The organism is Methylobacterium litchii, from assembly GCF_038442315.1.
GTDB lineage: Bacteria > Pseudomonadota > Alphaproteobacteria > Rhizobiales > Beijerinckiaceae > Methylobacterium > Methylobacterium litchii.
Window position 1 is genome coordinate 126,253 of sequence record NZ_JBBXMY010000002.1, and the last position, 18,086, is coordinate 144,338.

Below are 18,086 nucleotides of genomic sequence, written 5' to 3' on the forward strand. Positions count from 1 at the left end.
AAAAAAACGAGTCGTGCTACGCGGTTAAGCCGATCGCCAGCATGACGACGGCGCGCCTCTTCCGCTGATGCCGCAGATCTTCCGTGCTCGAGGCGCGACCCGGCGACCGACGCGCCAGCGCTGCGTGCCGAGGACGCCGTACCGCGAGCGGGGCTACGATGCGCGATGGGACCGGCGCTCGGTCGCCTTCCGCCGCGAGCACCCGTTTTGCCAGCGCTGCGACGAGATCGGCCGCACGGTCCTGGCGAAGTTCGTCGATCACAAGTTCCCGGTCCAAGACGGCGGGGCGGTGCATTGCCCGGACGAAGGGCTGTGGTCGCTGTGTGCCGCCTGCCACGGGTGGAAGGAAGCGCTGGAGGCGTTGGCGCGGCGGACCGACCAGATGCACCTGATCGTGCTCTGGTGCGACGATCCCAGCGCACGCCCGGTCATTCGCGGCGAGGTTCGGTATGGGGGCGGCTCGGAAGGCTGACGCCGAGCCCGCGCAGGTCGGCGGCGGCGATCCTCGCGTGGTGGCGCATCCGGCCTTCCGCGAGATCCCGCGCTCCCTGTTCCCGCTGAGCAGCGTCGAGGCGCAGGGGGAATACGACACCCTCGCCCGTGTGCTGTTCGACGCCGGGCGGCTGACCATCGGCGCGCACCGCAGCCTGTCCAGTTACGCGATGCAGTTCGACACGATCACGCGGGCCGCCGCGAGCGGCAAGCAGGTGCGTGGGTCGTGGTTCGCCCAACTCGACAAGGCGCGGAAGGAGCTGGGCCTGGATGACCTCGACAGGCCGATCGCGGCCCCACAAGGGGCGCGGGTCAACCGGTACGCGCGCACAGGTTTCGCGAACCGCCGCTGATCAGCGGTTCCGCCCGGTCGAGATCGAGATCGACGGGCAGGTCGAGACCTTCCCGGCCTACGTCGGGATGGCCGTCTGGTACTGCGAGGAGGTCGCGGCCGGCCGCGTGACGGCGTGCGACGAGGAACGGCAGGGCTGCCAGCGCTTCCTCGATATGCGCGCCCAGGCGATGACCGGCCGGGCGGACTTCGTCTGGTCCGATCAGCACGTCGTCGACGTCTGTGACTTCGTTGAAAAGCTCCCGCACGTGAAGGCCTTCACCGGCACGATTACGCTGGAGCCGGTGCAGTGCTGGTATCTCGCCGGCATCTTCGGGTTCCGGGAGAAGGCGACCGGGCTGCGCTGGGTGCGCACCGTCCGCGTCTGGATCCCGCGCAAGAACGCGAAGACCACGCTGTCGGCCGGGGTGGTGCTGTACTGCGCCAACTTCGAGGGCGAGATCGGCGCCGACGTAGTGGTCTCGGCCGCATCCGAGGATCAGGCTCGCATCCCCTACGACGTCATCCGCAAGATGATCGGCAAGGATGACGACCTCCGGGAGATGACCGGAGCGGTCGACATCAAGGACGGGTGCGAGTTCAAGGCGACCGGCGGCACGATCAAGCTGGCGCATGCCCGGGCCAAGAACCTCGACGGCTTCAACCCGCACGTCCTGCTGCAGGAAGAGCTTCACGCTCAGGATCAGGACGTCATCGGCGTGCTGAAGACCGCACAGGGCTCGCGGCAGTCGCCGCTGGACCTGGGCATCTCGACGGCGGGGCGCGATGTGAACGCGCCGGCCTACGACGACTGGAAGGTCTGCCGGCAGGTGCTGGCGGGCCGGCTGAGCGCGCCGCGCCTGTTCATCGCGATGTACGCGGGCTCGGAAGCCGACAAGGACCGGTGCTTCGATCCGGCGACGGTCGAGAAGCTCAACCCGATGTGGGGCGTCTCGCTGAACCCGACTTCGATCGACGAGGAGGCGTTCGAGGGCCGCAAGTCGGAGTCGAAGCGGCAGGAGTACCTGCGGACCCGGGTCAACTTCTGGTCGCGCGCCGCCGGCAACCTCGTGTCGCTGGAGGCGTGGGAGCGCTGCGCGGACCCGATGCTGAAGCTCGACGTGCTGAAGGGCTTCCCGCTCTACGTCGGCATCGACCTCGCGAGCCGCTCGGACCTGAATGCGGCCGCCTACATGGTGAAGGCCGGAGAGCGGGTCTACACGACCGCCGATTACTGGCTGGGCGCGAAGTGCGAGCGGCTGAAGGACGACCGCTTCGCCGATGCGTTCCTGGCGTGGCACCGGCAGGGGTGGCTTCACCTCACGCCGGGCTCCTTCATCGACTACCGGGTGATCCTGAAGCAGATCCTCGCCACGTTGGACGGGCACAACGTCGTGGGCGTCGGCCTCGACGACTACCAGGCCAACCTCATGGCCTCGGACATCGAGCAGGCCGGCTACCAGACCTTCATCATCCAGAAGAACGCCAGGAACCTGACGGCGGCCACCGAGGACCTCGTGGCCCGCACCGCCGATCCCGAGCTGTTCCAGCACGACGGCAACCCGATCACGGCCTGGTGCGCCGGCAACGTGGTCGGCCACTACGACCAGAACGCCAACGTGCTGCCGAAGAAAGAGAAGCCCTGGTCGAAGGCCAACATCGACGGCTTCGACGCCCTGGTCGAGGCCAACGCGCTGCGCCTCGACCATGAGGCCGGACAGCTCGGCGCTCACGCCAAGCGGACCGCCGACAGCAACCCGTGGCTGACCCGCGGTCTCGCCGGAGCATCGACCTGATGAGCCTGTCCGACCCCGCCATGTCCGACGCCGTAGCCAAGGCCGCCGGCGACGTGCCGGGCCCGCTCACCACCACCGACCCCGAGGGATGGGACCAGTTCGAGTTCGGCTGGTCGGACGTCAGCGACTTCCTGGGCATCGGCGGGCGCGGGCCGCGCGGCGGCATCCTCGGCCGCGACGCGGTCGGCATGGGCTTGGCGATCCAGTGCGCGGATCGGAAGGCCCAGGACATCGCCAAGGCCGAGATGCTGCTCTGGAAGCGCAAGGGCCGCGGCTGGACGATGGTCGAGCACGACCAGCACCCGGTCGCCCGGCTGCTGATGACCCGGCCGAACGAGCAGCATACGTGGACCGAGTTCTGGCGCATGATGATCATGCACTATGAGCTCGCGCAAAACGCCTACGCGCTGAAGCGCATCGCCACGGACGGCACGGTCCTCGAACTGATCCCGATCATGCCGGGCCGGTGCCGGGCGCGCGTCGCCTACCCGAGCGGGCGGCTGTTCTACGAGATTTTCGCCGGCACGGAATACGAGCGAGCCGTCCTCGGCGAGACGTACATGATCGTGCCGGCGGATCGCGTGATCCACCTGCGCGGCAGGCTCTGGGACGGGCTTTACGGCCTGTCGAGCCTCGCGCTCGGCACGCCGATCTTCGACCTCGTCTCGGCCATCGCCGAGTACCAAACGAACCTGTTCGGCAACGACGGCAAGCAGCCGCTCGTCTTCGAGACGGACAAGGAATTCGGTGACGGCGGGCTGGCCGACGCCGCGTTCCGTCGCCTGAAGCAGCAGCTGACGGACCGGACCCGGAAGGCCAGCGCCAACGGCGATCCGATCCTGCTGGAGGCCGGGCTGAAGGCCAACGTGATCGCGCTGAACGCGCGGGACGGCCAGACCACGGAGAGCTTCAACCAGCAGGTCATGCGGATCTGCGGCCTGATGAACATGCCGCCGCATAAGATCTTCGCGCTGGAGGCGGTGGCCTACAACAACATGGCGGCCATGAACCGCCAATACTACAGCGATTGCCTGCATCCGACGGCGCACGGCATTCAGGAGAAGTTCCGCAACGCGCTGTTCCCGATCGACGACTGGCCGATCTACGGCCCGCAGTTCGATCAGATCACGCTTATGTCGACCGATCTCGAGGCGCTCTCCAAGCTCGTCGACATGGCGGCGAAGAACGGCCTCGGGACCTTCGACGAACTGCGCGAGGTCCTGCCGTTCCGCTGGAACCCCCTCCAGGCCGGCGGCGACCAGCGCATGGTCCCGGTGAACATGAGCCTGATCGGGCCGGACGGCAGGGTGGTCCAGGCCGGCTCCGGCCAGAACGCCACGCGACCGGGCGCCGGGCAGGGCGAAAGCCCCGACAACAACGCGGGCAAGGGCGCCGGTCTGCGCCTCGCCTACGATGCAACAGGAGCAGCCTGATGGCCTCGAAGCGCGTCTCCATCGACGAGTACCTCGCCTCGCGCGGCTACGGCGGCGTCGAGCGGAAACACTTCGCCCGGGATTCGGGCGTCATCATCAAGGCGGCCCCCACCGGCATCGCGAAGGCGCGGTTCGATAAGGAAGCCGGCACGATGCGCTTCGTGATGTCGGCCGAGGTCGAGGACCGCGACCGCGATATCGTCGTGCAGGCCGGCCTGGACACCTCCGAGTTCGAGAAGAACCCGGTCGCGCCGTGGTCGCACAAGGCCGGTGACCCGCCGGTGGGCACATGGTCGGACCTCGAAAAGTCGCTCGGCGGTCGACCGAAGCGCACCGAGGGGACGCTGACCCTGGTCAAGGGCGAGCCTATGGCGGACCGCCTCGCCATCCACTTCGATGCCGGCAGCGTCCGCGCCTGCTCGATCGGCTTCATGCCGACCTCCATCGAGCGCCGAGAGGTGCCGCAGGATCAGCAGGGTGGCTACTTCTACCCCGGCTACATGATCCACGAGGCCGACCTCTACGAGTGCTCCCCGTGCTGCATCCCGGCGAACCCGGCCGCGCTGGCCAAGGCCGCCGCCGAGGGTGACGTGATGGCCCGCGAGATGATCGAGGAGGTGCTCGACACCTGGACGATCGAGAAGGGCGTGATCGTGCCGCGCAAGATGTTCGAGGATGCCCACCAGCGCGGTGCGTCCGAGCGCAAGAGCTTCGTCCTCGGCGGCGAGCGCTTCGTCGCCTTCAAGGATGCCGCCGGCGCGGCGCAGGTGGTGAAGGCCGACAGCATTGCGAAGGGTGACTTCGTGTCGTGGTCGGCCAACGGCGCCACGGCCCGGGGCAAGGTCACCAAGATCGTGTCCGACGGCTCCATCGAGGTGCCGGGCGCAACGGTGACGGGCACGTCCGATGACCCGGCCGCGAAGATCACGATCTACCGCCAGGACGGCGACAGCTGGACCGCCACCGACACCAAGGTCGCGCACAAGGTCTCCGCGCTGACGAAGATCGAGCCGCTGAAGGCGGTGAAGACCGAGGGCGCCGGCCTCGCCGAGAATATCGTCGCTGGCCTGCTGTCCGCGCTGGGCATCAAGGGCAAGACCGAGGCCGCCGACCCGAAGCCCACCGAGGGCGGACAGAAGCCGGCCCCGGAGCCGACGCCCGAGCAGAAGGCTGCCGCGAGCATGGCCGCCGACCTGCAGGTGCTCACTGCGAAGCACGAGATCATCGAGGCCGATGCCCGCATGGCCGCCCTCGACATCGAGATGGGGCAGCACGCCCCCGCGTAATCCGCCCGCACACGGCGGTTGACCCCGGTGGCCATCCCGAGTGCGGGCGCTGCCACCCTTCCAGACGGAGAATCGACATGCCCACGCTCGCAGAGCTCCGCGAGAAGCTGAAGGCTGCGCGCGACGCGGCCACCGCCGCCCGTGCCAAGGCCGTGGCCGATACCGCCACCGATGCCGACCGCACCGCCTACAAGGACGCGCTCACCGCGGCCGAGAAGGCGCTCGACATGGTCAAGGACGCCGAGCGGCAGGAGGCCCTCGACGCGGGCACCACGCGCTCGGCGTCCGCGCCGGCCGGCACCGAGGCGCGCGAGCGCAGCGCGGGCAACGATGGCCAGTTCGCCTATGCCCAGCCCGCCGGCAATATGAGCGTCCTCGACGAGGCCACGCTCATGGCCGCCGCTTCCGCCAAGAGCCGCGCCTTCCTCCAGGCCGGCATCGCCAAGTCGCCGGTCGAGATCCTCGGCGACGAGGGCTACGAGCGCTTCGTGAAGCAGCTCAAGGATCGGGCCGCCGCCAACGCCGCCCGACGCCGCGAGAAGACCAACTCCACCCTGACCTCGCAGGACGGCGGCATCCTGCTGCCGACCCCGAACGCCAACACCATCGTGGAGCTGCTCCGCGGGGAGAACACCTTCCTCGCGGCCGGCCCGCGCCGGGTGCCGCTCATCGGCGGCCAGTTCAACCAGCCGCGCGGCGCGACCTCCTCCACCGCCGGATACGTCGGCGAGGGCATGAAGAAGCCCGTCGGGTCGCCGACCTTCAACGGCATCTCCATGCGGTCGAAGAAGATCGCGGGCATCGTCATGGTGACGATGGAAGCGCTGAAGTGGTCGCTGCCGGACCTGCAGGCCTACATCCGTGATGACCTGCGGCGCACGCTCGCCCAGAACATGGACCTCGCCTGCTACTTCGGCGCTGGCTCGAACTACACCCCGCTCGGCATCCTGAACCGGCCGAACGTCAACTCCTTCGACGCCTCGGCCACCGGCGCATCCGCGCTGTTCGCCAACCCGAAGTCGCCGACGGTCGCCGAGCTCGACAAGGTGGCGACCCGAATGATCCTCGCGATCACCGACGCCAACATCCCGGCGACCAACCGCTTCGCCTGGACGATGAACTACCACCTGATGCGCTACCTCGCCGACGCGAGAGGCGCCAACGGGCAGGCGATCTACCCCGAGCTCAACACCGAGAACCCGACGTGGAAGGGCTTCCGGGTGCTGGTGACCACGCAGTTCCCCTCGAACGGCGGCGCCACCACCGACGAGTCCACCCTCGCGCTCGTCGACTGGAGCAACGTCCTCTACGGCGACGAGGAGGACATCACCGTCCGCACCTCGATGGAGGCCACCATCGACCCCGGCACCGGTACGCTGGTCCACCTGTTCCAGCAGAACATGATGGCCGTGCTGATGGAGGCGCAGCACGACATCGCGCTGAACTACGATCAGGCGGTCTCCGTGCTCCGGCACGCCCGCTGGGGCTCGCTGTCCGCCTCCTGATCAAGGCGATGATCATGGGCCGCCGGAATGGGCCGGCGGCCCGCTGAGGTTCAGAATCAAGGACAGCGGACATGCTGGCGAATAATACGAAGCTCGATCTGCGCCACTACGAGGACATGGCGCGCAAGAACCACCGCGGCCTCGTCCCGATGGTCTTCGCCGAGACGACGCTCCCCTACGCCCTCGGCGAGATCGCGGGCTTCCGGCCAGCGGCGGCGAAGAAGCTCCACGACGACGGCACGGCGGTCCCGCACGAGTCCGTTTACCGGTCCGGCTCGCTCCCCGAGAAGCAGGTCGGTGCCGGCCTCGTTGATGAGACCGAGGACGAGGCCCGCCGCAGCGCGGTCGAGATTCCAGGCGACGTGCTGGAGGCTCACGGCCTGAAGCGCATGGCCCTGGCGAAGAAGATCGCCGGCCGTGACCCCGGCACCTACGACGAGGCCGACGAGATCATCCGTGCCGAGCAGCAGCGCCGGTCCGCTCTGGCGGAACGCACGGGCGGCGCGGTGACCACGGAGACCGCCCACCTCGGGCCGGCCGCGTGAGCGGCGAGGACAAGCGCGAGCAGCAGGACCGCAGGCCAGCGGACGTCCGCACCGGTCCAGCGGCCGCTGACGCGCTGCGCGATCGCGAGCCGAAGACGGCTCGCCGCTCGCCCAACAAGATGCTGAGCGGCGACGCGCGCCGCGGTGGCTACGAGACCAAATAGCCTCGGAGGTTCTCCGATGCAGCGGGTCCTGTTCGCGTTCCTCCTCCTGCTGCATGCGGCCTCGGCCCATGCGCAGGTGGACACCACCACGTCCGTCGCGCCGGACGGGGCGAAGATCGAGCCGCTCGTCCTATGGTGCCGGTCTGGCGTTGGCCTCGGCGCCGTGCCGTGCGGCGGCCCCGCCAATCCGCTGAACGTGCTCGCCTCGCCGTTCGCCCGGGCGGCGAAGGCCTTCGCGCTGCCGGTCAGCACCACCCCGCAGACCTACGCCATCGTCCAGCCGGCCGGCACCGCCGCTTATCGCGGGCTCAACCCGTGCCCGGTCGACATCGTCATTTCGTCCGTCGCCGCCACCGCGCCGGTCACGACGCAGCCGGTGGTGATCAACGGGCAGACTGTCCCGAACGTCCTGCAGGTCACCTCGCCCACCGGCACCGTGAACCAGTTCGAGGACACCTACTTCATGGCGCGCAGCGGCCGCGTGCTGGCAAGCACCGCAAACCCGATGGGCGGGACGACGCGCTACGTGTCGATCATGGCGGTGGCCGACCCCGGCGCAACGCCGTGCGCCTTCCGGCTGCACTACGGAGGCGGCAGCTGATGCGCCGTCTCGCAACCCTCGCGCTCTGCCTCGGCCTCACGGTCACCCCGGCGCTTGGGGAGGACGAGAGCTCCTTGATGTCGGGGCAGGCCGCGCTGGACGGGCGCGGTATCGCGTCCAGCCTGCTCGGCAGCGATGGCCATCTGGTCATCACCTACACCGACGGCTCGAAGGCCGATGTCGGCATCGTGGTTGGGCCAAAGGGAGATCCTGGCGATGCTGGACCTGCTGGTGCGACAGGCCCCGCTGGCGATCCCGGCCCTGCTGGCAGCGTGGGCCCTCGGGGTGTTGATGGAGCGGCTGGAGCCGCGGGCGCGACGGGTCCGGCGGGCGCGACAGGGCCGAAAGGTGAGCCTGGAGCAGCAGGCCCGGCAGGCCCGAAGGGTGACCCCGGGGCGGCTGGCCCGCAGGGGGTGGCGGGTAGTGCTGGAGCAGTAGGGGCTCAGGGCCCGAAAGGAGATGCGGGTGCCACAGGAGCAACCGGTGCGACCGGCGCCACGGGTGCGCAAGGCGATGTCGGCCCTGCTGGTGCAACTGGCGCGGCTGGACCCGCCGGCCCCGCAGGCCCACAGGGCAGCTCTGGACTTACAGGCCTTGCTGGACCCGCAGGAGCGACCGGCGCCAAAGGCGACACGGGCGCCCAAGGCCCCGCCGGCCCGCAAGGTGCGAAAGGCGACACCGGGGCGCAAGGTCCCCAAGGCGTAGCCGGACCAGCCGGATCGAGGTCGTCTCAGTTCGTCTGCAACGCGACCATCGGTGAGACGACGCTGATCGCCGTCTCCTCCGGCATCCGCAGCCTCACCGGCATCACCTGCACGGGCGTCCTGGCGACCGACGTGCTGGAGGTCTACCCGACCAGCCCCAGCACCTTCCCAGCTGGCTATGCCGTCCACCACGCGCTGCCGACTGCCGCTAACACCTTCCGCGCCGTGATCAGCGTGCCGGCTCTTGCGGTCGGGGCGTCATACTCAATCCCCGTCGCCGTCTACAGCGTAAACCGGTGAACTGATGGCGCCTCCGCAACTTTTCAATCGCGTCAGGCAGGTTGTCGCATCGGCGCCGAGCACAGGCGCCATCGCGTTGGGAGCGGCGGTTTCCGGCTATCGCACCCTCGCTCAGGCCGGTGCCACGACGGGTGTCGTCGTCAATTACGTGCTGGAGGATGGCGCAGCCTGGGAATACGGTCGCGGCACTTGGTCCTCGACCGGACCCACTCTCTCGCGCACGAAAATTCTGGCCTCGTCCAACAGCGGGGCAGCGATCAACGCCTCGGCCTCGGCCATCGTCTCCTGCGACGCCTTCGCGGAGGACGTCACCAACCAGTTCGCGCTGATTTCCACGTCAGGCGATCTGTCTGCCGCGCCAGTTGCCGCAATCATATTTACGGGGCTGGATGCCTACACGGATCTGACGTTCGATTTTGCGAGCGTAGGCCACGACTATACGACCGCAGCACAGACTTTCAGCGTCAGCTACAGCCTGGATGGATCTACATTCGGGCCCGCCGCAGTGATCTCTACAAGCATTGGTAGCACGGCGAGAAATACAGGTCAGTGCAGGCTTTTTGGCAACGGGGCGTTGCGACCAGTTCTCCAGTGCACATTTACCACAGGCAATAGCAACAATCCCCCAAGCTTAGGGCAGGGACAGGACCGCAACATAATTCTTTTTGCGGGAGCGCCAATCGTTGCGGTTCGGTTTGTCCCGACGACAAGCGGCAACTTCAATACTGGGGCAGTTAATTACAATGCCCGCTGATGCAGCCCAATACGAAATGGTGAATGGGGTAAAACACCCCATGTCGGTCCAAACGGCCGCCGACCTCACCGCTGGGCGGGCGGCGCCTGTGATAAGCGCTCTGCCGGACATCAGCGACCGGCAATTTGCGCGGGGGCTTTGGGGCGATGGCATCATCACATATGCCGACTTCCTCGGCTTCATCGGACCGGGCGCTATCCCTGGTCCGATACAAGCGATCATTGCCACTCTGCCTGATGACGATACGGGGGCGCCAACGCCGCGCAAGGACGCGGTCGGCTTTCTTACTGGCTCCAAGACCTACGAGTTCGGCCACCCGCTCGTAGAAATCTTCCGACAAGCGATGGCTGCCTCGGATCAGAGGTGGACTACGGATTTTCTGCGTTCCCGTTGGTTGATGTGGGCTGACCTTTAACCGATGCTCGCAAATCGCCCTCTCGCGTCTGGCCCGCTCGGCGCGACCCCTGCGGCTACCGGAGCCACCGCAACGACCGCGGCGCTGGCTGCGACCGAAGCGAACGATACCGCATCCGTCGCCGCCGTCAGCCGCACTACCGGGGCGGCCAGCGCGAACGAAGGGCAGGACACCAGCGCGGGCAGCGCGTCCTCGGCCACCATCGGCAGCGTCGCGGCGGGCGAGGGGCCAGACAGCGGGTCCGCCGCAGCCGGATCGGCTACGAGCGCCGATCTCGCCGTCACAGAAGGTCGGGACGCCGCCAGCGGTGCGGGCCAGACCGGCGGCGGCGCGAACCTGGCGGCCACGGAACGAGGCGACACGGCTTCCGCATCTGCATCGGTCGCCACCATCGCGGCGCTCTCGGGCACCGAAGGGCAGGACACCGCCGCTGCGTGGGCCTCAACTGCGGTTACTGGCGATCTGAGCGGTGCGGAGGCGCAGGACACAGCATCCGGGGCAGCCAGGGCCGAGATCACGGGCACGCTTTCGGGGGCGGAGGCGGCCGATACGGCAGCCGTCGTCGCGAGCGCAAGCGCCGGAGCGTATCTGACGGCGGCAGAGGGCGCCGACACGGCGGCGGTCGCGGCTTCGAGCAGCATCACCGGCACGCTGGCGGCGAGCGAAACCGGAGACACGGCCAACCTCGGCGCCCAACAGGGCTCGAATGCCCTCTCGGCGACCGAGCGGCCCGACACCGCCCAGGCAAGCGCGGCCTCGCAGGTCGCCGGCACGCTCTCCGCGACGGAGGCAGCTGACACCGCCTTTATCGGCGGCGTGGCGACGACGGCGGCGGGCCTCGCCGGCGGAGAGCAGCCCGACGATGCGGCCGTATCCGCAACCGCTCGCACAGCCGCCGACGTGGCGAGCAGCGAGGCACCTGACAGCGCCGCGATCGCGGCCGGGTCGAGCCGTCCAGCCGCCGCTGATCTGGCCGCGACCGAAGGCCCCGATACGGCGGCCATGCGGGGCGGCGCCAATGCTCGACCGACGCGAACGCTCATCGGGCGTCGGAACGGACAGCCGGTGCTCGCCGCGCGCCGGGGCGCCCCCATCGTGCTCAAGGCTTACCGAGCCTCTTCGTAGGAGACCCCACCATGCTGAAGACCCTCCTGCGCCGCCGCGTGGCGGTGCCGCTCCTCGCGCTCGGCCTCATCGCCGGCTCGCTGCCGTTCGCCGATGCGGCGGTGAACTACGCCGCAACCGTCGCCACCGGCAGGCTCAACGTCGTCGCGGCGCTGATCAACTCGCAGACGCTGGCCGCGCCCACCGGCACCGCGACGGCAGGCCAGCTCGTGATCGGGACCTCGGCGCTGTCCGGCTCGACGGGCGTGCTCGTCACGATCCCGCTGGCCGCGCCCTGCTGCACGGTGAGCGGCAAGACGCTGACGCTGGCTGGTACGCCGCTCTCCTCGAACCCGACGACCTCCGGCACGGCCGCTCTGGCCGAGATCCGGAACAACGCCGGCACGACCATCGCCTCCGGCCTGACCGTGGGGCTCGCGGGCTCCGGCGCCGGCGGGACCAACCCCGACATCGTGGTGAACACGGCCACCGTGGCGACCGGCGTGCCGTTCACGGTTAACTCCGGCGTGATCAACCACCCGTAGCGAGGTCGCCATGGACAGCGCGTCCGCCGCATTCTCGCTTCGCCGCGGCGACGATGGCTCCGTCGCGATCCCCATCCAGAATGCGGACGGGAGCTACGCGAGCATCGACGGCGCGACGATCCGGTTCACCTACGGCTTCACGGCCGATGGGCCGCCGAAGGGTAGCAAGACTCTCGACGATGGTATCGAGCGTGGTGCCGTCGAGATCGATGGCCGTGAGGTCCCGGCCTTCATCGTTCCTATGCCGGCCTCCGAAACGATCAGGCTGCAGGCGTTCCGGACGTACCTGTTTCAGGCGCGGGTGACCTTCGCCTCCGATGGCGGCGGGGGGGCGATCCAGACCGTTCTGGTCGGCTCCTTCACCGTCGATCCCAGCCAGGACTAGCGCCCATGGATCTGCAGCGCATTTCTGCGCCTCTCACCCTGGGCCAGAAGCTGGGCGTCGTCTCGATCGACGCTCTGAAGCTGCATCAGCGCGTGGCCGAAGACGACGAGGACCAGCTGATCGCCGACTTGATCGAGGCTGCCTACGACTACCTCTCGGGCCCCGAGGGCTGGCTGAACGGGTACTGCCTCCTCGAGGAGAGCTTCGAGCTCTACGTCGACACCCTCGGCAGCCGCCTGGAACTGCCCGTCCGGCGGTTCTTCGATGCCGACCTCGTCAGCGTCGAGCGGTTCGATCTGATCTCGGGGCAGTACCAAGACCTCGACGTCGGGCTCTACACCGTGGTGCGTGAGGACGATTACGGTGTGATCGCCAGCCTGTCGGGCCGCCCGCTAGGCGAGACCGAGCGCACTTGGCGGGGGCTGGACTGGAGCGCGTGGGCTGCGCGGTGGACGGACACGCCCGCCCGCAAGCCGCGCCTCTACCGGATTCGGTTCGCCGCCGGCGCCAAGTCCGCCGACCTCGTGCCGAGCCCCCTGAAGCAGGCGATCAAGCTGATCGCGGGCTACTGGTACGAGAAGCGGGAATCCATCGAGAGCGACCCGCGCACGCAGGCGCTGCCCGAGAACCTGACCATCGGCATCGGCCGGCTGGCAGGTCGCTACCGCGTCGCAGTCGATCACAGCTGAGCATCGACATGGCAGCTGGCCTTCTCGACTTGCGCGCGACGTTCCGGAAGCGGGTCGCTCGCAAGGACACCGACGGCGAGGTGATCGGCTACGGCGACTATGAGCCAGTCTTCGTCCGATGGGCGAACTTCCGCCCCCTGACGGCTCGCGAGGCCTCGCAGGGCGGCACGGCCCAGAACGTGGCGAGCGGCGTGCTGACGGTGCGTGACGGACCGCAGGCGCGCACGATCACGAACGGCGACCGCGTCACCGTCCTCGGGCGCGACTTCAACATCGACGGGGTGGCCCTGCCGGATCGTTCCTACGGCACCATCACGCTGAACATCTCATCCACGCTCGGAGGGCAGTGATGGCCGACATCGGCGCGACCTTCGGCTTGCTGGGCCAAGGGCAGGCCGCTCTGAGCCTGACCGGCGCCGCGCGCGGCTTCGACCTGAAGCCTGGGGTGCTTTCGGGCCTTCGGCTAGTCGACACCGTATCCGGCATCATCGGGGTGGAGCGCATCTCCGGCCAACTGGCCAAGTACGCCGTGAAGCTGGCGCTGAAGGGCGATCAGGCCTCGCTGCATGCCGCGCAGGAGATGGTGGACCTGATGCGGTCCCGGGTGCCGCAGGACTCCGGCCTGCTGCTGAACGGCATCTCCTACCGCCGCGAGGGCGCCTTCTACGTCGTCGAGGCCACGGCCGACCGAGGCGGCTACGACTATGCCCTGGCGGTCGAAGCCGGCCACCATGCCGGCGGCACGGCGGCAGACGCGGACTTCTTCGCGGACACCACGGGCAAGGGCGGCCGGCACGCGCGGGCGTCGAGCGAGAGCGAAGTGCCGGGGCAGCTGTACTTTTACGGCTCGGCCCGCGAGGCCCTGTCCGACTGGAGCAAGGATCTCGGCGCGGGCATCGGCGCCTCGGCGCGTGAGGAGGGCCTCTGATGCCGACCGCCGCGACGACACCGGAGCTCGCCCTGCGCGACGCGATCCGGACGCTGCTGAGGACTGATGCCGGCTTCGTCGCCCTCGCCAAGAAACGGATCTACGACGAGGTGCCGGTTGGCAGCGGCAACGCGATCCCGAAGCCCGCCGACGTAACGCCGCCCTACGCCTACTTCGGCCCGATGCGGCGCACGGGCTACGAGATCGGGTGCGAGGAAAGCTGGACGATCCAGGCCCGGCTCTTCGTCGTCTCCACCGCCTACGACCGCGATCAGGGCTGGCTCCTCGCCGACGCGATGGTGCGTGCCCTCAACCAGCTTGAGCAGCCCGATCTGCCGCTCGCCGAACCCTTCAGCCTGCGCACGCCCATCGTGGTCGGCCAGGCCGGGGATGTGATCGACCCGCTGCAAGCGAAGTCGGTCTTCTTCGACCTGACGACCACCATCAGCCGGCCGCTGCCGGACCAGGAGGATTGACGATGGCCGCTCCCACCCTTCTCCCCGGCAACCGATTCCGTGCCTATCGCGGCACCGGCACGCCGCCGAACCTCGACTACGACTTCGTCTGCCTGGGCACCTCGATCACCCTGACGCAGACGAACACCTTCGAGGACGCGACGGTCGCGGATTGCGACAACCCGGTCGAGATCCCGAACCGCAAGAGCACGGTGCAGTCGCGGGCGTGGAGCGGCCGGATCGCGGGCACGGCCGCTGCCGATCACCTCGACGACCTCCGCACCGATGTCGCGAGCGAGACGGCCATCCCCTACGCCTTCGTGGTCGATCCGAAGAACGGGCAGGGTGTGGGCTACTGGCACGGCGACGTGTTCGTGGAGAGCATGGAGATCACGAAGTCGAACAACGGCCTCGTGAACTTCACCCTGCAGTTCCGCGGCGACGGCCCGCTCAGCTGGTCCACCGGGGCTCTGCCGTGAACGAGGCCGACACCTCACGCACGCTCGTCTCGGCGGCCTTCGCCGGGCGCGAGCATCGCTTCCAGCTGCGGCTGGGGGAAATGGCGGAACTGGAGCGCCTGTGCGGGGCCGGCATCGGCGCGATCTTCATGCGCCTGGGCACGCACCAGTTCACCCATCGAGACATCTGGGACACGATCCGGCTCGGCCTCGAAGGCGGCGGCATGGGCAGCATCGAGGCCTCAGCGACAGTCATGCGCTATCAGGACGAGCCACTGATGGACTACCTGCCGCTCGCCGGGCAGATCGTGTCGGCGGCGGTGAACGGCGTCCCCAAGGGAAAAGCCGAGGCCGAGGGGGAGAGCCAAGCCGACCCGGCGACCTCTCGGTCTTCATCGGAGCCGGGGCGGTCGCGGGCTTTTCGCCGGAAGAGGTAAAGCGGATGACGCTGGCCGAGTGGCACGTCGTCATCGACGCCTTCATTGCGGCGAACAGTCCGCCGGAAGAGGGCAGCACCGAGGACGAGTTCATGGCTGTGCTGGCCGAGGAGATGGCGGCGGGGCGGGCCTGAAGCCCGTTCAGTTCAGCGAGGGCTCAGCCCGCGAGGGCGGCAAGTCTTTGAACTCGTATCCGCAGTGGCGACACACCAGCGCGGCATCTTTCACGCGCTCAGCGCATCGAGGGCATGGCTTGGTGCCTCGACCTGTCGATGGCTTCACGTACACCCAAACCAGGGCTACTGCCCACCCGACAAAGGTCCACCCGAGCAGTAGGTTCAGAGCAAGTATACCTGCGAAATGAGGATGCTTCCTCTGGGATGCGAGCAGGGCAGGTAGGAAATATATAGCGATACTGACCGCTATTATTGTCAGTCCGGCACCGACTTGCGTCAGGTCTTGGCTACTCACGTTGATGGACTCCTATGGCCGAACCGCTCGTCATATCGTTCGCCGCCGATACCTCGCGCGCTCAGAGCGCGATGGCAACGCTGGCGGGCCAGATCGTCGGCAACATGACGAGTATCGGCGTCGCGATGTCCGGCGGTGCGGCGAACGCGAACACGTTCAGCGGAAGCCTGTCGGGCCTCTCGACCAACCTGCAGCGCGCCGCTGCGGCGGTCGGCCGGGACATCAAAAGCATCTCAGCCTCAACGGCCAACGCTGCGACGGCCGACAAAGCGACCCTTGAAGGCGTGGTGCGGGCCTTCACTGGGGCGGCGGCGGCTTCGGAGACGGCCGGCGCTGGCGTGCGCGCCAGCCTCACCGCCACCACCAGCACCATCACGGGCGTGGCGGCGCAGATCCCTTCGCTCAACACCTTGCTGGCCGTGTTCCTCGGGTTCGAGGCGGCGAAACTCGTCTTCCTCAGCGTGGCGGCCTCCATCGACGAGGCGCGCAAGCACATCGCGGACTTCGTGCAGATCGGCAAGGACGCCGAGCGCGTCGGGGTCGGCCCCGAGTTCTTCCAACGCGCGACGCTGAACGCGGACAAGTTCGGCCTGAAGGTCGAGCAGATCGTCACCGCCTTGCAGAACGCCCGCACCGCCAGCGAGATCAAGATCGGCGAGGGCAAGGAGGGCTCGAACACGTCGGCCTTCGACGGGCGGCTGACCCAGAACGTTCGGGCCGGAAATCTCACCGCAGCCGACAAGGCATCGTTCGACAACGCCGGGTCTCAGGAGGCCAAGATCCGGGTCGTCCTCGACCTGATCGACAAGCTCCGTGCCAGCCAGCGCGATCTCGCCGCCTTCGATCTGGCCGGCAAGTTCTTCGGCGCCGACTTCGAGCGCCAGCTGCGCAACGGCGTCGACCTGACCAACCAGCTGCGCGACACGTTGAACAGCACCTCGACCACGGTGGCGGGCGTGCGCATCGTCGGCGCGGACGAGGTCGAGCGCGCCAACCAGCTCGACGCCAAGGCCAAGGACATTGCGGACACCTTCGCGAACGCTCTGGCCCCGATCCAGCACGACATCTCGAACGCCGTGCTCGACACCTACGCCGCCTTCCTCAACGTCGAGGCGGTGATCGCCCGCGTCGTCGGGATCGCCGCCAACCTCTACACCCAGATCAGCGGCATCGTCGGACAGGTCCGCGACCTCGTCGGATCGATCCCCGGCATCGGGAAGATCATCACCGCCGGCAACCCGCTCACCTTCCTGCAGGAGGTCGGCCGCGCCACCGGGGTCATCGACCCGGAAGTGCAGGGCCCGCCCGCGCCGCTCAGCGTGAAGGTCCGTCCCAGGGGCCCCGACCGTTCCGCCGTTCTGCCGTCCCTTCACACCCCGAAGGAGCGCGGCGGCGGCTCCGAATCCCTCGATGCCGTCGAGACGCTCATCAACCAGCTGGAGAAGGCTCGCGATACCGCGAAGGCCGAACTGGAGAACGTCGAGAAGACGAACGTCGAGCGCGAGAAGGCGGTGGCTTTGGCCAAGGCTGAGGCGGCGGCCCGCGAGGAGGTGAAGAAGGGCAACCGCGACAGCGCCGAACTCACCGCCGACGAGCGGACCCGCGTGCTCGCCGCTGCCGAGGCGTGGCAGACCTACAAGGATCGGACAATGGACGCCCAGCAGGCGATCCGTCAGGCGGCCGAGGCCTCTCGCTACTTCGGCGACGCCGCCGCCAGCGCGTTCGGGGATGCCATCATCGAGGGCAAATCGCTCAGTGATGTGTTCGCGGGGCTCATCAAGCAGTTCGAGCGGTCGGCGTTGCAAGCAGTGTTCACGGGGCAAGGGCCGCTGGCCGGGCTCCTCGGCACAGCCGCCTCGGCCAGTTCCGGCAATCAGGTCGGCGGGCTCGCGGGCCTGTTCGCGGGAGGCTTGGGATCCTCGGCGGGGTCGCCCCTGCCGGGCGCTCAAGGCCCGTCGCTGCCTGGAGGCGGACTCGGCGGCATCGGCGACTTCTTCGCGAGCCTGTTCCGCGCCAACGGCGGCCCGGTCGATGCCGGGCAGGCCTACACCGTCGGCGAGCGCGGGCGGGAGCTCTTCATCCCGAACCGTAACGGCCAGATCGTGCCGATCATGCCGGGCGGCGATGGCGGGAGCAGCCAGTTCATGATCGCGGGCGACAACATCAACATCACCTCCGCACAGGGCGTGACCCCGCAGCAGATGCTGTCCGCGCTCGCGCAGCGCGACGCTCAGTTCCAGCGGAACATCAACGGCATCGTCGCCACCGGGCGGCGGCGGTACTAGGGG

The 18,086-nt window shown here is 68.5% G+C and carries 24 protein-coding genes; 23 read left to right on the forward strand and 1 reads right to left on the reverse strand.

What is annotated here, in order from left to right; translation table 11 throughout:
• The first annotated feature begins 67 nt into the window (after positions 1-67).
• The 22 genes from AAHF99_RS05560 (at position 68) to AAHF99_RS05665 (ending at position 15,461) form a co-directional block, all read left to right on the forward strand.
• A complete protein-coding gene (locus tag AAHF99_RS05560; protein ID WP_342163051.1) occupies positions 68-472 on the forward strand; it encodes a hypothetical protein in 405 nt (134 codons plus the stop codon).
• Positions 450-845, forward strand: coding sequence for a hypothetical protein (locus AAHF99_RS05565; RefSeq protein ID WP_342163052.1), 396 nt, complete (start codon positions 450-452; stop codon positions 843-845). The genes AAHF99_RS05560 and AAHF99_RS05565 overlap by 23 nt, the downstream gene beginning before the upstream one ends.
• Complete coding sequence (locus AAHF99_RS05570; protein ID WP_342163053.1) at positions 763-2,619, forward strand: terminase large subunit; 1,857 nt, start codon at positions 763-765, stop codon at positions 2,617-2,619. Before AAHF99_RS05565 ends, AAHF99_RS05570 begins: the two co-directional genes overlap by 83 nt.
• A complete protein-coding gene (locus AAHF99_RS05575) occupies positions 2,619-4,052 on the forward strand; it encodes a phage portal protein (RefSeq protein WP_342163054.1) in 1,434 nt (477 codons plus the stop codon). Before AAHF99_RS05570 ends, AAHF99_RS05575 begins: the two co-directional genes overlap by 1 nt.
• Positions 4,052-5,338: an HK97 family phage prohead protease gene (locus AAHF99_RS05580; RefSeq protein WP_342163055.1), complete on the forward strand. Its 1,287-nt coding sequence runs from the start codon at positions 4,052-4,054 to the stop codon at positions 5,336-5,338. Before AAHF99_RS05575 ends, AAHF99_RS05580 begins: the two co-directional genes overlap by 1 nt.
• A 77-nt stretch (positions 5,339-5,415) precedes the next feature.
• Complete coding sequence (locus AAHF99_RS05585; RefSeq protein WP_342163056.1) at positions 5,416-6,843, forward strand: phage major capsid protein; 1,428 nt, start codon at positions 5,416-5,418, stop codon at positions 6,841-6,843.
• A gap of 71 nt (positions 6,844-6,914) precedes the next feature.
• Positions 6,915-7,388: a hypothetical protein gene (locus tag AAHF99_RS05590; protein WP_342163057.1), complete on the forward strand. Its 474-nt coding sequence runs from the start codon at positions 6,915-6,917 to the stop codon at positions 7,386-7,388.
• Positions 7,385-7,552: a hypothetical protein gene (locus AAHF99_RS05595; RefSeq protein ID WP_342163059.1), complete on the forward strand. Its 168-nt coding sequence runs from the start codon at positions 7,385-7,387 to the stop codon at positions 7,550-7,552. The genes AAHF99_RS05590 and AAHF99_RS05595 overlap by 4 nt, the downstream gene beginning before the upstream one ends.
• Positions 7,553-7,568: 16 nt before the next feature.
• Positions 7,569-8,153: a hypothetical protein gene (locus AAHF99_RS05600; RefSeq protein ID WP_342163060.1), complete on the forward strand. Its 585-nt coding sequence runs from the start codon at positions 7,569-7,571 to the stop codon at positions 8,151-8,153.
• Positions 8,154-8,369: 216 nt separating this feature from the next.
• Complete coding sequence (locus AAHF99_RS05605) at positions 8,370-8,591, forward strand: hypothetical protein (protein WP_342163061.1); 222 nt, start codon at positions 8,370-8,372, stop codon at positions 8,589-8,591.
• A 570-nt stretch (positions 8,592-9,161) separates the two neighbouring features.
• Complete coding sequence (locus AAHF99_RS05610) at positions 9,162-9,911, forward strand: hypothetical protein (RefSeq protein WP_342163062.1); 750 nt, start codon at positions 9,162-9,164, stop codon at positions 9,909-9,911.
• A complete protein-coding gene (locus tag AAHF99_RS05615; protein ID WP_342163063.1) occupies positions 9,901-10,326 on the forward strand; it encodes a hypothetical protein in 426 nt (141 codons plus the stop codon). Before AAHF99_RS05610 ends, AAHF99_RS05615 begins: the two co-directional genes overlap by 11 nt.
• A 3-nt stretch (positions 10,327-10,329) precedes the next feature.
• Positions 10,330-11,451, forward strand: coding sequence for a hypothetical protein (locus AAHF99_RS05620; protein WP_342163064.1), 1,122 nt, complete (start codon positions 10,330-10,332; stop codon positions 11,449-11,451).
• 11 nt (positions 11,452-11,462) lie between these two features.
• Positions 11,463-11,975, forward strand: a complete 513-nt coding sequence (locus tag AAHF99_RS05625) for a hypothetical protein (protein WP_342163066.1) — start codon at positions 11,463-11,465, stop codon at positions 11,973-11,975.
• A gap of 10 nt (positions 11,976-11,985) precedes the next feature.
• Positions 11,986-12,360: a hypothetical protein gene (locus AAHF99_RS05630; protein WP_342163068.1), complete on the forward strand. Its 375-nt coding sequence runs from the start codon at positions 11,986-11,988 to the stop codon at positions 12,358-12,360.
• 5 nt (positions 12,361-12,365) lie between these two features.
• Entirely contained in the window at positions 12,366-13,049 is a 684-nt protein-coding gene (locus tag AAHF99_RS05635) for a head-tail connector protein (protein WP_342163069.1), read from the forward strand.
• Positions 13,050-13,057: 8 nt separating this feature from the next.
• Positions 13,058-13,399 (forward strand): head-tail adaptor protein, encoded by a 342-nt coding sequence (locus tag AAHF99_RS05640; protein WP_342163070.1) that lies wholly within the window; start codon positions 13,058-13,060, stop codon positions 13,397-13,399.
• Positions 13,399-13,977 carry a hypothetical protein gene (locus AAHF99_RS05645; RefSeq protein ID WP_342163072.1) on the forward strand — a complete coding sequence of 193 codons (579 nt, stop codon included), beginning with the start codon at positions 13,399-13,401 and terminating at the stop codon, positions 13,975-13,977. Before AAHF99_RS05640 ends, AAHF99_RS05645 begins: the two co-directional genes overlap by 1 nt.
• The gene (locus AAHF99_RS05650; protein WP_342163073.1) at positions 13,977-14,453 is read left to right on the forward strand and encodes a DUF3168 domain-containing protein; all 477 of its coding nucleotides are present in this window, start codon (positions 13,977-13,979) and stop codon (positions 14,451-14,453) included. Before AAHF99_RS05645 ends, AAHF99_RS05650 begins: the two co-directional genes overlap by 1 nt.
• Positions 14,454-14,455: 2 nt before the next feature.
• Positions 14,456-14,911 (forward strand): phage tail tube protein, encoded by a 456-nt coding sequence (locus tag AAHF99_RS05655; protein WP_342163074.1) that lies wholly within the window; start codon positions 14,456-14,458, stop codon positions 14,909-14,911.
• Positions 14,908-15,327, forward strand: coding sequence for a gene transfer agent family protein (locus AAHF99_RS05660; protein WP_342163075.1), 420 nt, complete (start codon positions 14,908-14,910; stop codon positions 15,325-15,327). The genes AAHF99_RS05655 and AAHF99_RS05660 overlap by 4 nt, the downstream gene beginning before the upstream one ends.
• A gap of 5 nt (positions 15,328-15,332) precedes the next feature.
• Complete coding sequence (locus AAHF99_RS05665; protein ID WP_342163076.1) at positions 15,333-15,461, forward strand: hypothetical protein; 129 nt, start codon at positions 15,333-15,335, stop codon at positions 15,459-15,461.
• 7 nt (positions 15,462-15,468) lie between these two features.
• Here AAHF99_RS05665 and AAHF99_RS05670 read toward each other — a convergent pair whose 3' ends face one another.
• Entirely contained in the window at positions 15,469-15,798 is a 330-nt protein-coding gene (locus AAHF99_RS05670; RefSeq protein WP_342163078.1) for a superinfection immunity protein, read from the reverse strand.
• 71 nt (positions 15,799-15,869) lie between these two features.
• On the opposite strand from AAHF99_RS05670, the gene AAHF99_RS05675 reads away from it, so the two are divergent.
• Positions 15,870-18,083, forward strand: a complete 2,214-nt coding sequence (locus AAHF99_RS05675; protein ID WP_342163079.1) for a hypothetical protein — start codon at positions 15,870-15,872, stop codon at positions 18,081-18,083.
• Positions 18,084-18,086: the final 3 nt, after the last annotated feature.

Excerpts from the sequence above, each read along its gene's own strand:
- AAHF99_RS05650 (WP_342163073.1), top strand. The coding sequence starts at position 13,977 with ATGCCGACCGCCGCGACGACACCGGAGCTCGCCCTGCGCGACGCGATC.
- AAHF99_RS05630 (WP_342163068.1), top strand. The coding sequence starts at position 11,986 with ATGGACAGCGCGTCCGCCGCATTCTCGCTTCGCCGCGGCGACGATGGC.
- AAHF99_RS05605 (WP_342163061.1), top strand. The coding sequence starts at position 8,370 with ATGCTGGACCTGCTGGTGCGACAGGCCCCGCTGGCGATCCCGGCCCTG.
- AAHF99_RS05570 (WP_342163053.1), top strand. The coding sequence starts at position 763 with ATGACCTCGACAGGCCGATCGCGGCCCCACAAGGGGCGCGGGTCAACC.
- AAHF99_RS05615 (WP_342163063.1), top strand. The coding sequence starts at position 9,901 with ATGCCCGCTGATGCAGCCCAATACGAAATGGTGAATGGGGTAAAACAC.
- AAHF99_RS05610 (WP_342163062.1), top strand. The coding sequence starts at position 9,162 with ATGGCGCCTCCGCAACTTTTCAATCGCGTCAGGCAGGTTGTCGCATCG.
- AAHF99_RS05585 (WP_342163056.1), top strand. The coding sequence starts at position 5,416 with ATGCCCACGCTCGCAGAGCTCCGCGAGAAGCTGAAGGCTGCGCGCGAC.
- AAHF99_RS05655 (WP_342163074.1), top strand. The coding sequence starts at position 14,456 with ATGGCCGCTCCCACCCTTCTCCCCGGCAACCGATTCCGTGCCTATCGC.
- AAHF99_RS05590 (WP_342163057.1), top strand. The coding sequence starts at position 6,915 with ATGCTGGCGAATAATACGAAGCTCGATCTGCGCCACTACGAGGACATG.
- AAHF99_RS05560 (WP_342163051.1), top strand. The coding sequence starts at position 68 with ATGCCGCAGATCTTCCGTGCTCGAGGCGCGACCCGGCGACCGACGCGC.
- AAHF99_RS05565 (WP_342163052.1), top strand. The coding sequence starts at position 450 with ATGGGGGCGGCTCGGAAGGCTGACGCCGAGCCCGCGCAGGTCGGCGGC.
- AAHF99_RS05580 (WP_342163055.1), top strand. The coding sequence starts at position 4,052 with ATGGCCTCGAAGCGCGTCTCCATCGACGAGTACCTCGCCTCGCGCGGC.
- AAHF99_RS05635 (WP_342163069.1), top strand. The coding sequence starts at position 12,366 with ATGGATCTGCAGCGCATTTCTGCGCCTCTCACCCTGGGCCAGAAGCTG.
- AAHF99_RS05575 (WP_342163054.1), top strand. The coding sequence starts at position 2,619 with ATGAGCCTGTCCGACCCCGCCATGTCCGACGCCGTAGCCAAGGCCGCC.
- AAHF99_RS05600 (WP_342163060.1), top strand. The coding sequence starts at position 7,569 with ATGCAGCGGGTCCTGTTCGCGTTCCTCCTCCTGCTGCATGCGGCCTCG.
- AAHF99_RS05640 (WP_342163070.1), top strand. The coding sequence starts at position 13,058 with ATGGCAGCTGGCCTTCTCGACTTGCGCGCGACGTTCCGGAAGCGGGTC.
- AAHF99_RS05645 (WP_342163072.1), top strand. The coding sequence starts at position 13,399 with ATGGCCGACATCGGCGCGACCTTCGGCTTGCTGGGCCAAGGGCAGGCC.
- AAHF99_RS05665 (WP_342163076.1), top strand. The coding sequence starts at position 15,333 with ATGACGCTGGCCGAGTGGCACGTCGTCATCGACGCCTTCATTGCGGCG.
- AAHF99_RS05620 (WP_342163064.1), top strand. The coding sequence starts at position 10,330 with ATGCTCGCAAATCGCCCTCTCGCGTCTGGCCCGCTCGGCGCGACCCCT.
- AAHF99_RS05675 (WP_342163079.1), top strand. The coding sequence starts at position 15,870 with ATGGCAACGCTGGCGGGCCAGATCGTCGGCAACATGACGAGTATCGGC.
- AAHF99_RS05625 (WP_342163066.1), top strand. The coding sequence starts at position 11,463 with ATGCTGAAGACCCTCCTGCGCCGCCGCGTGGCGGTGCCGCTCCTCGCG.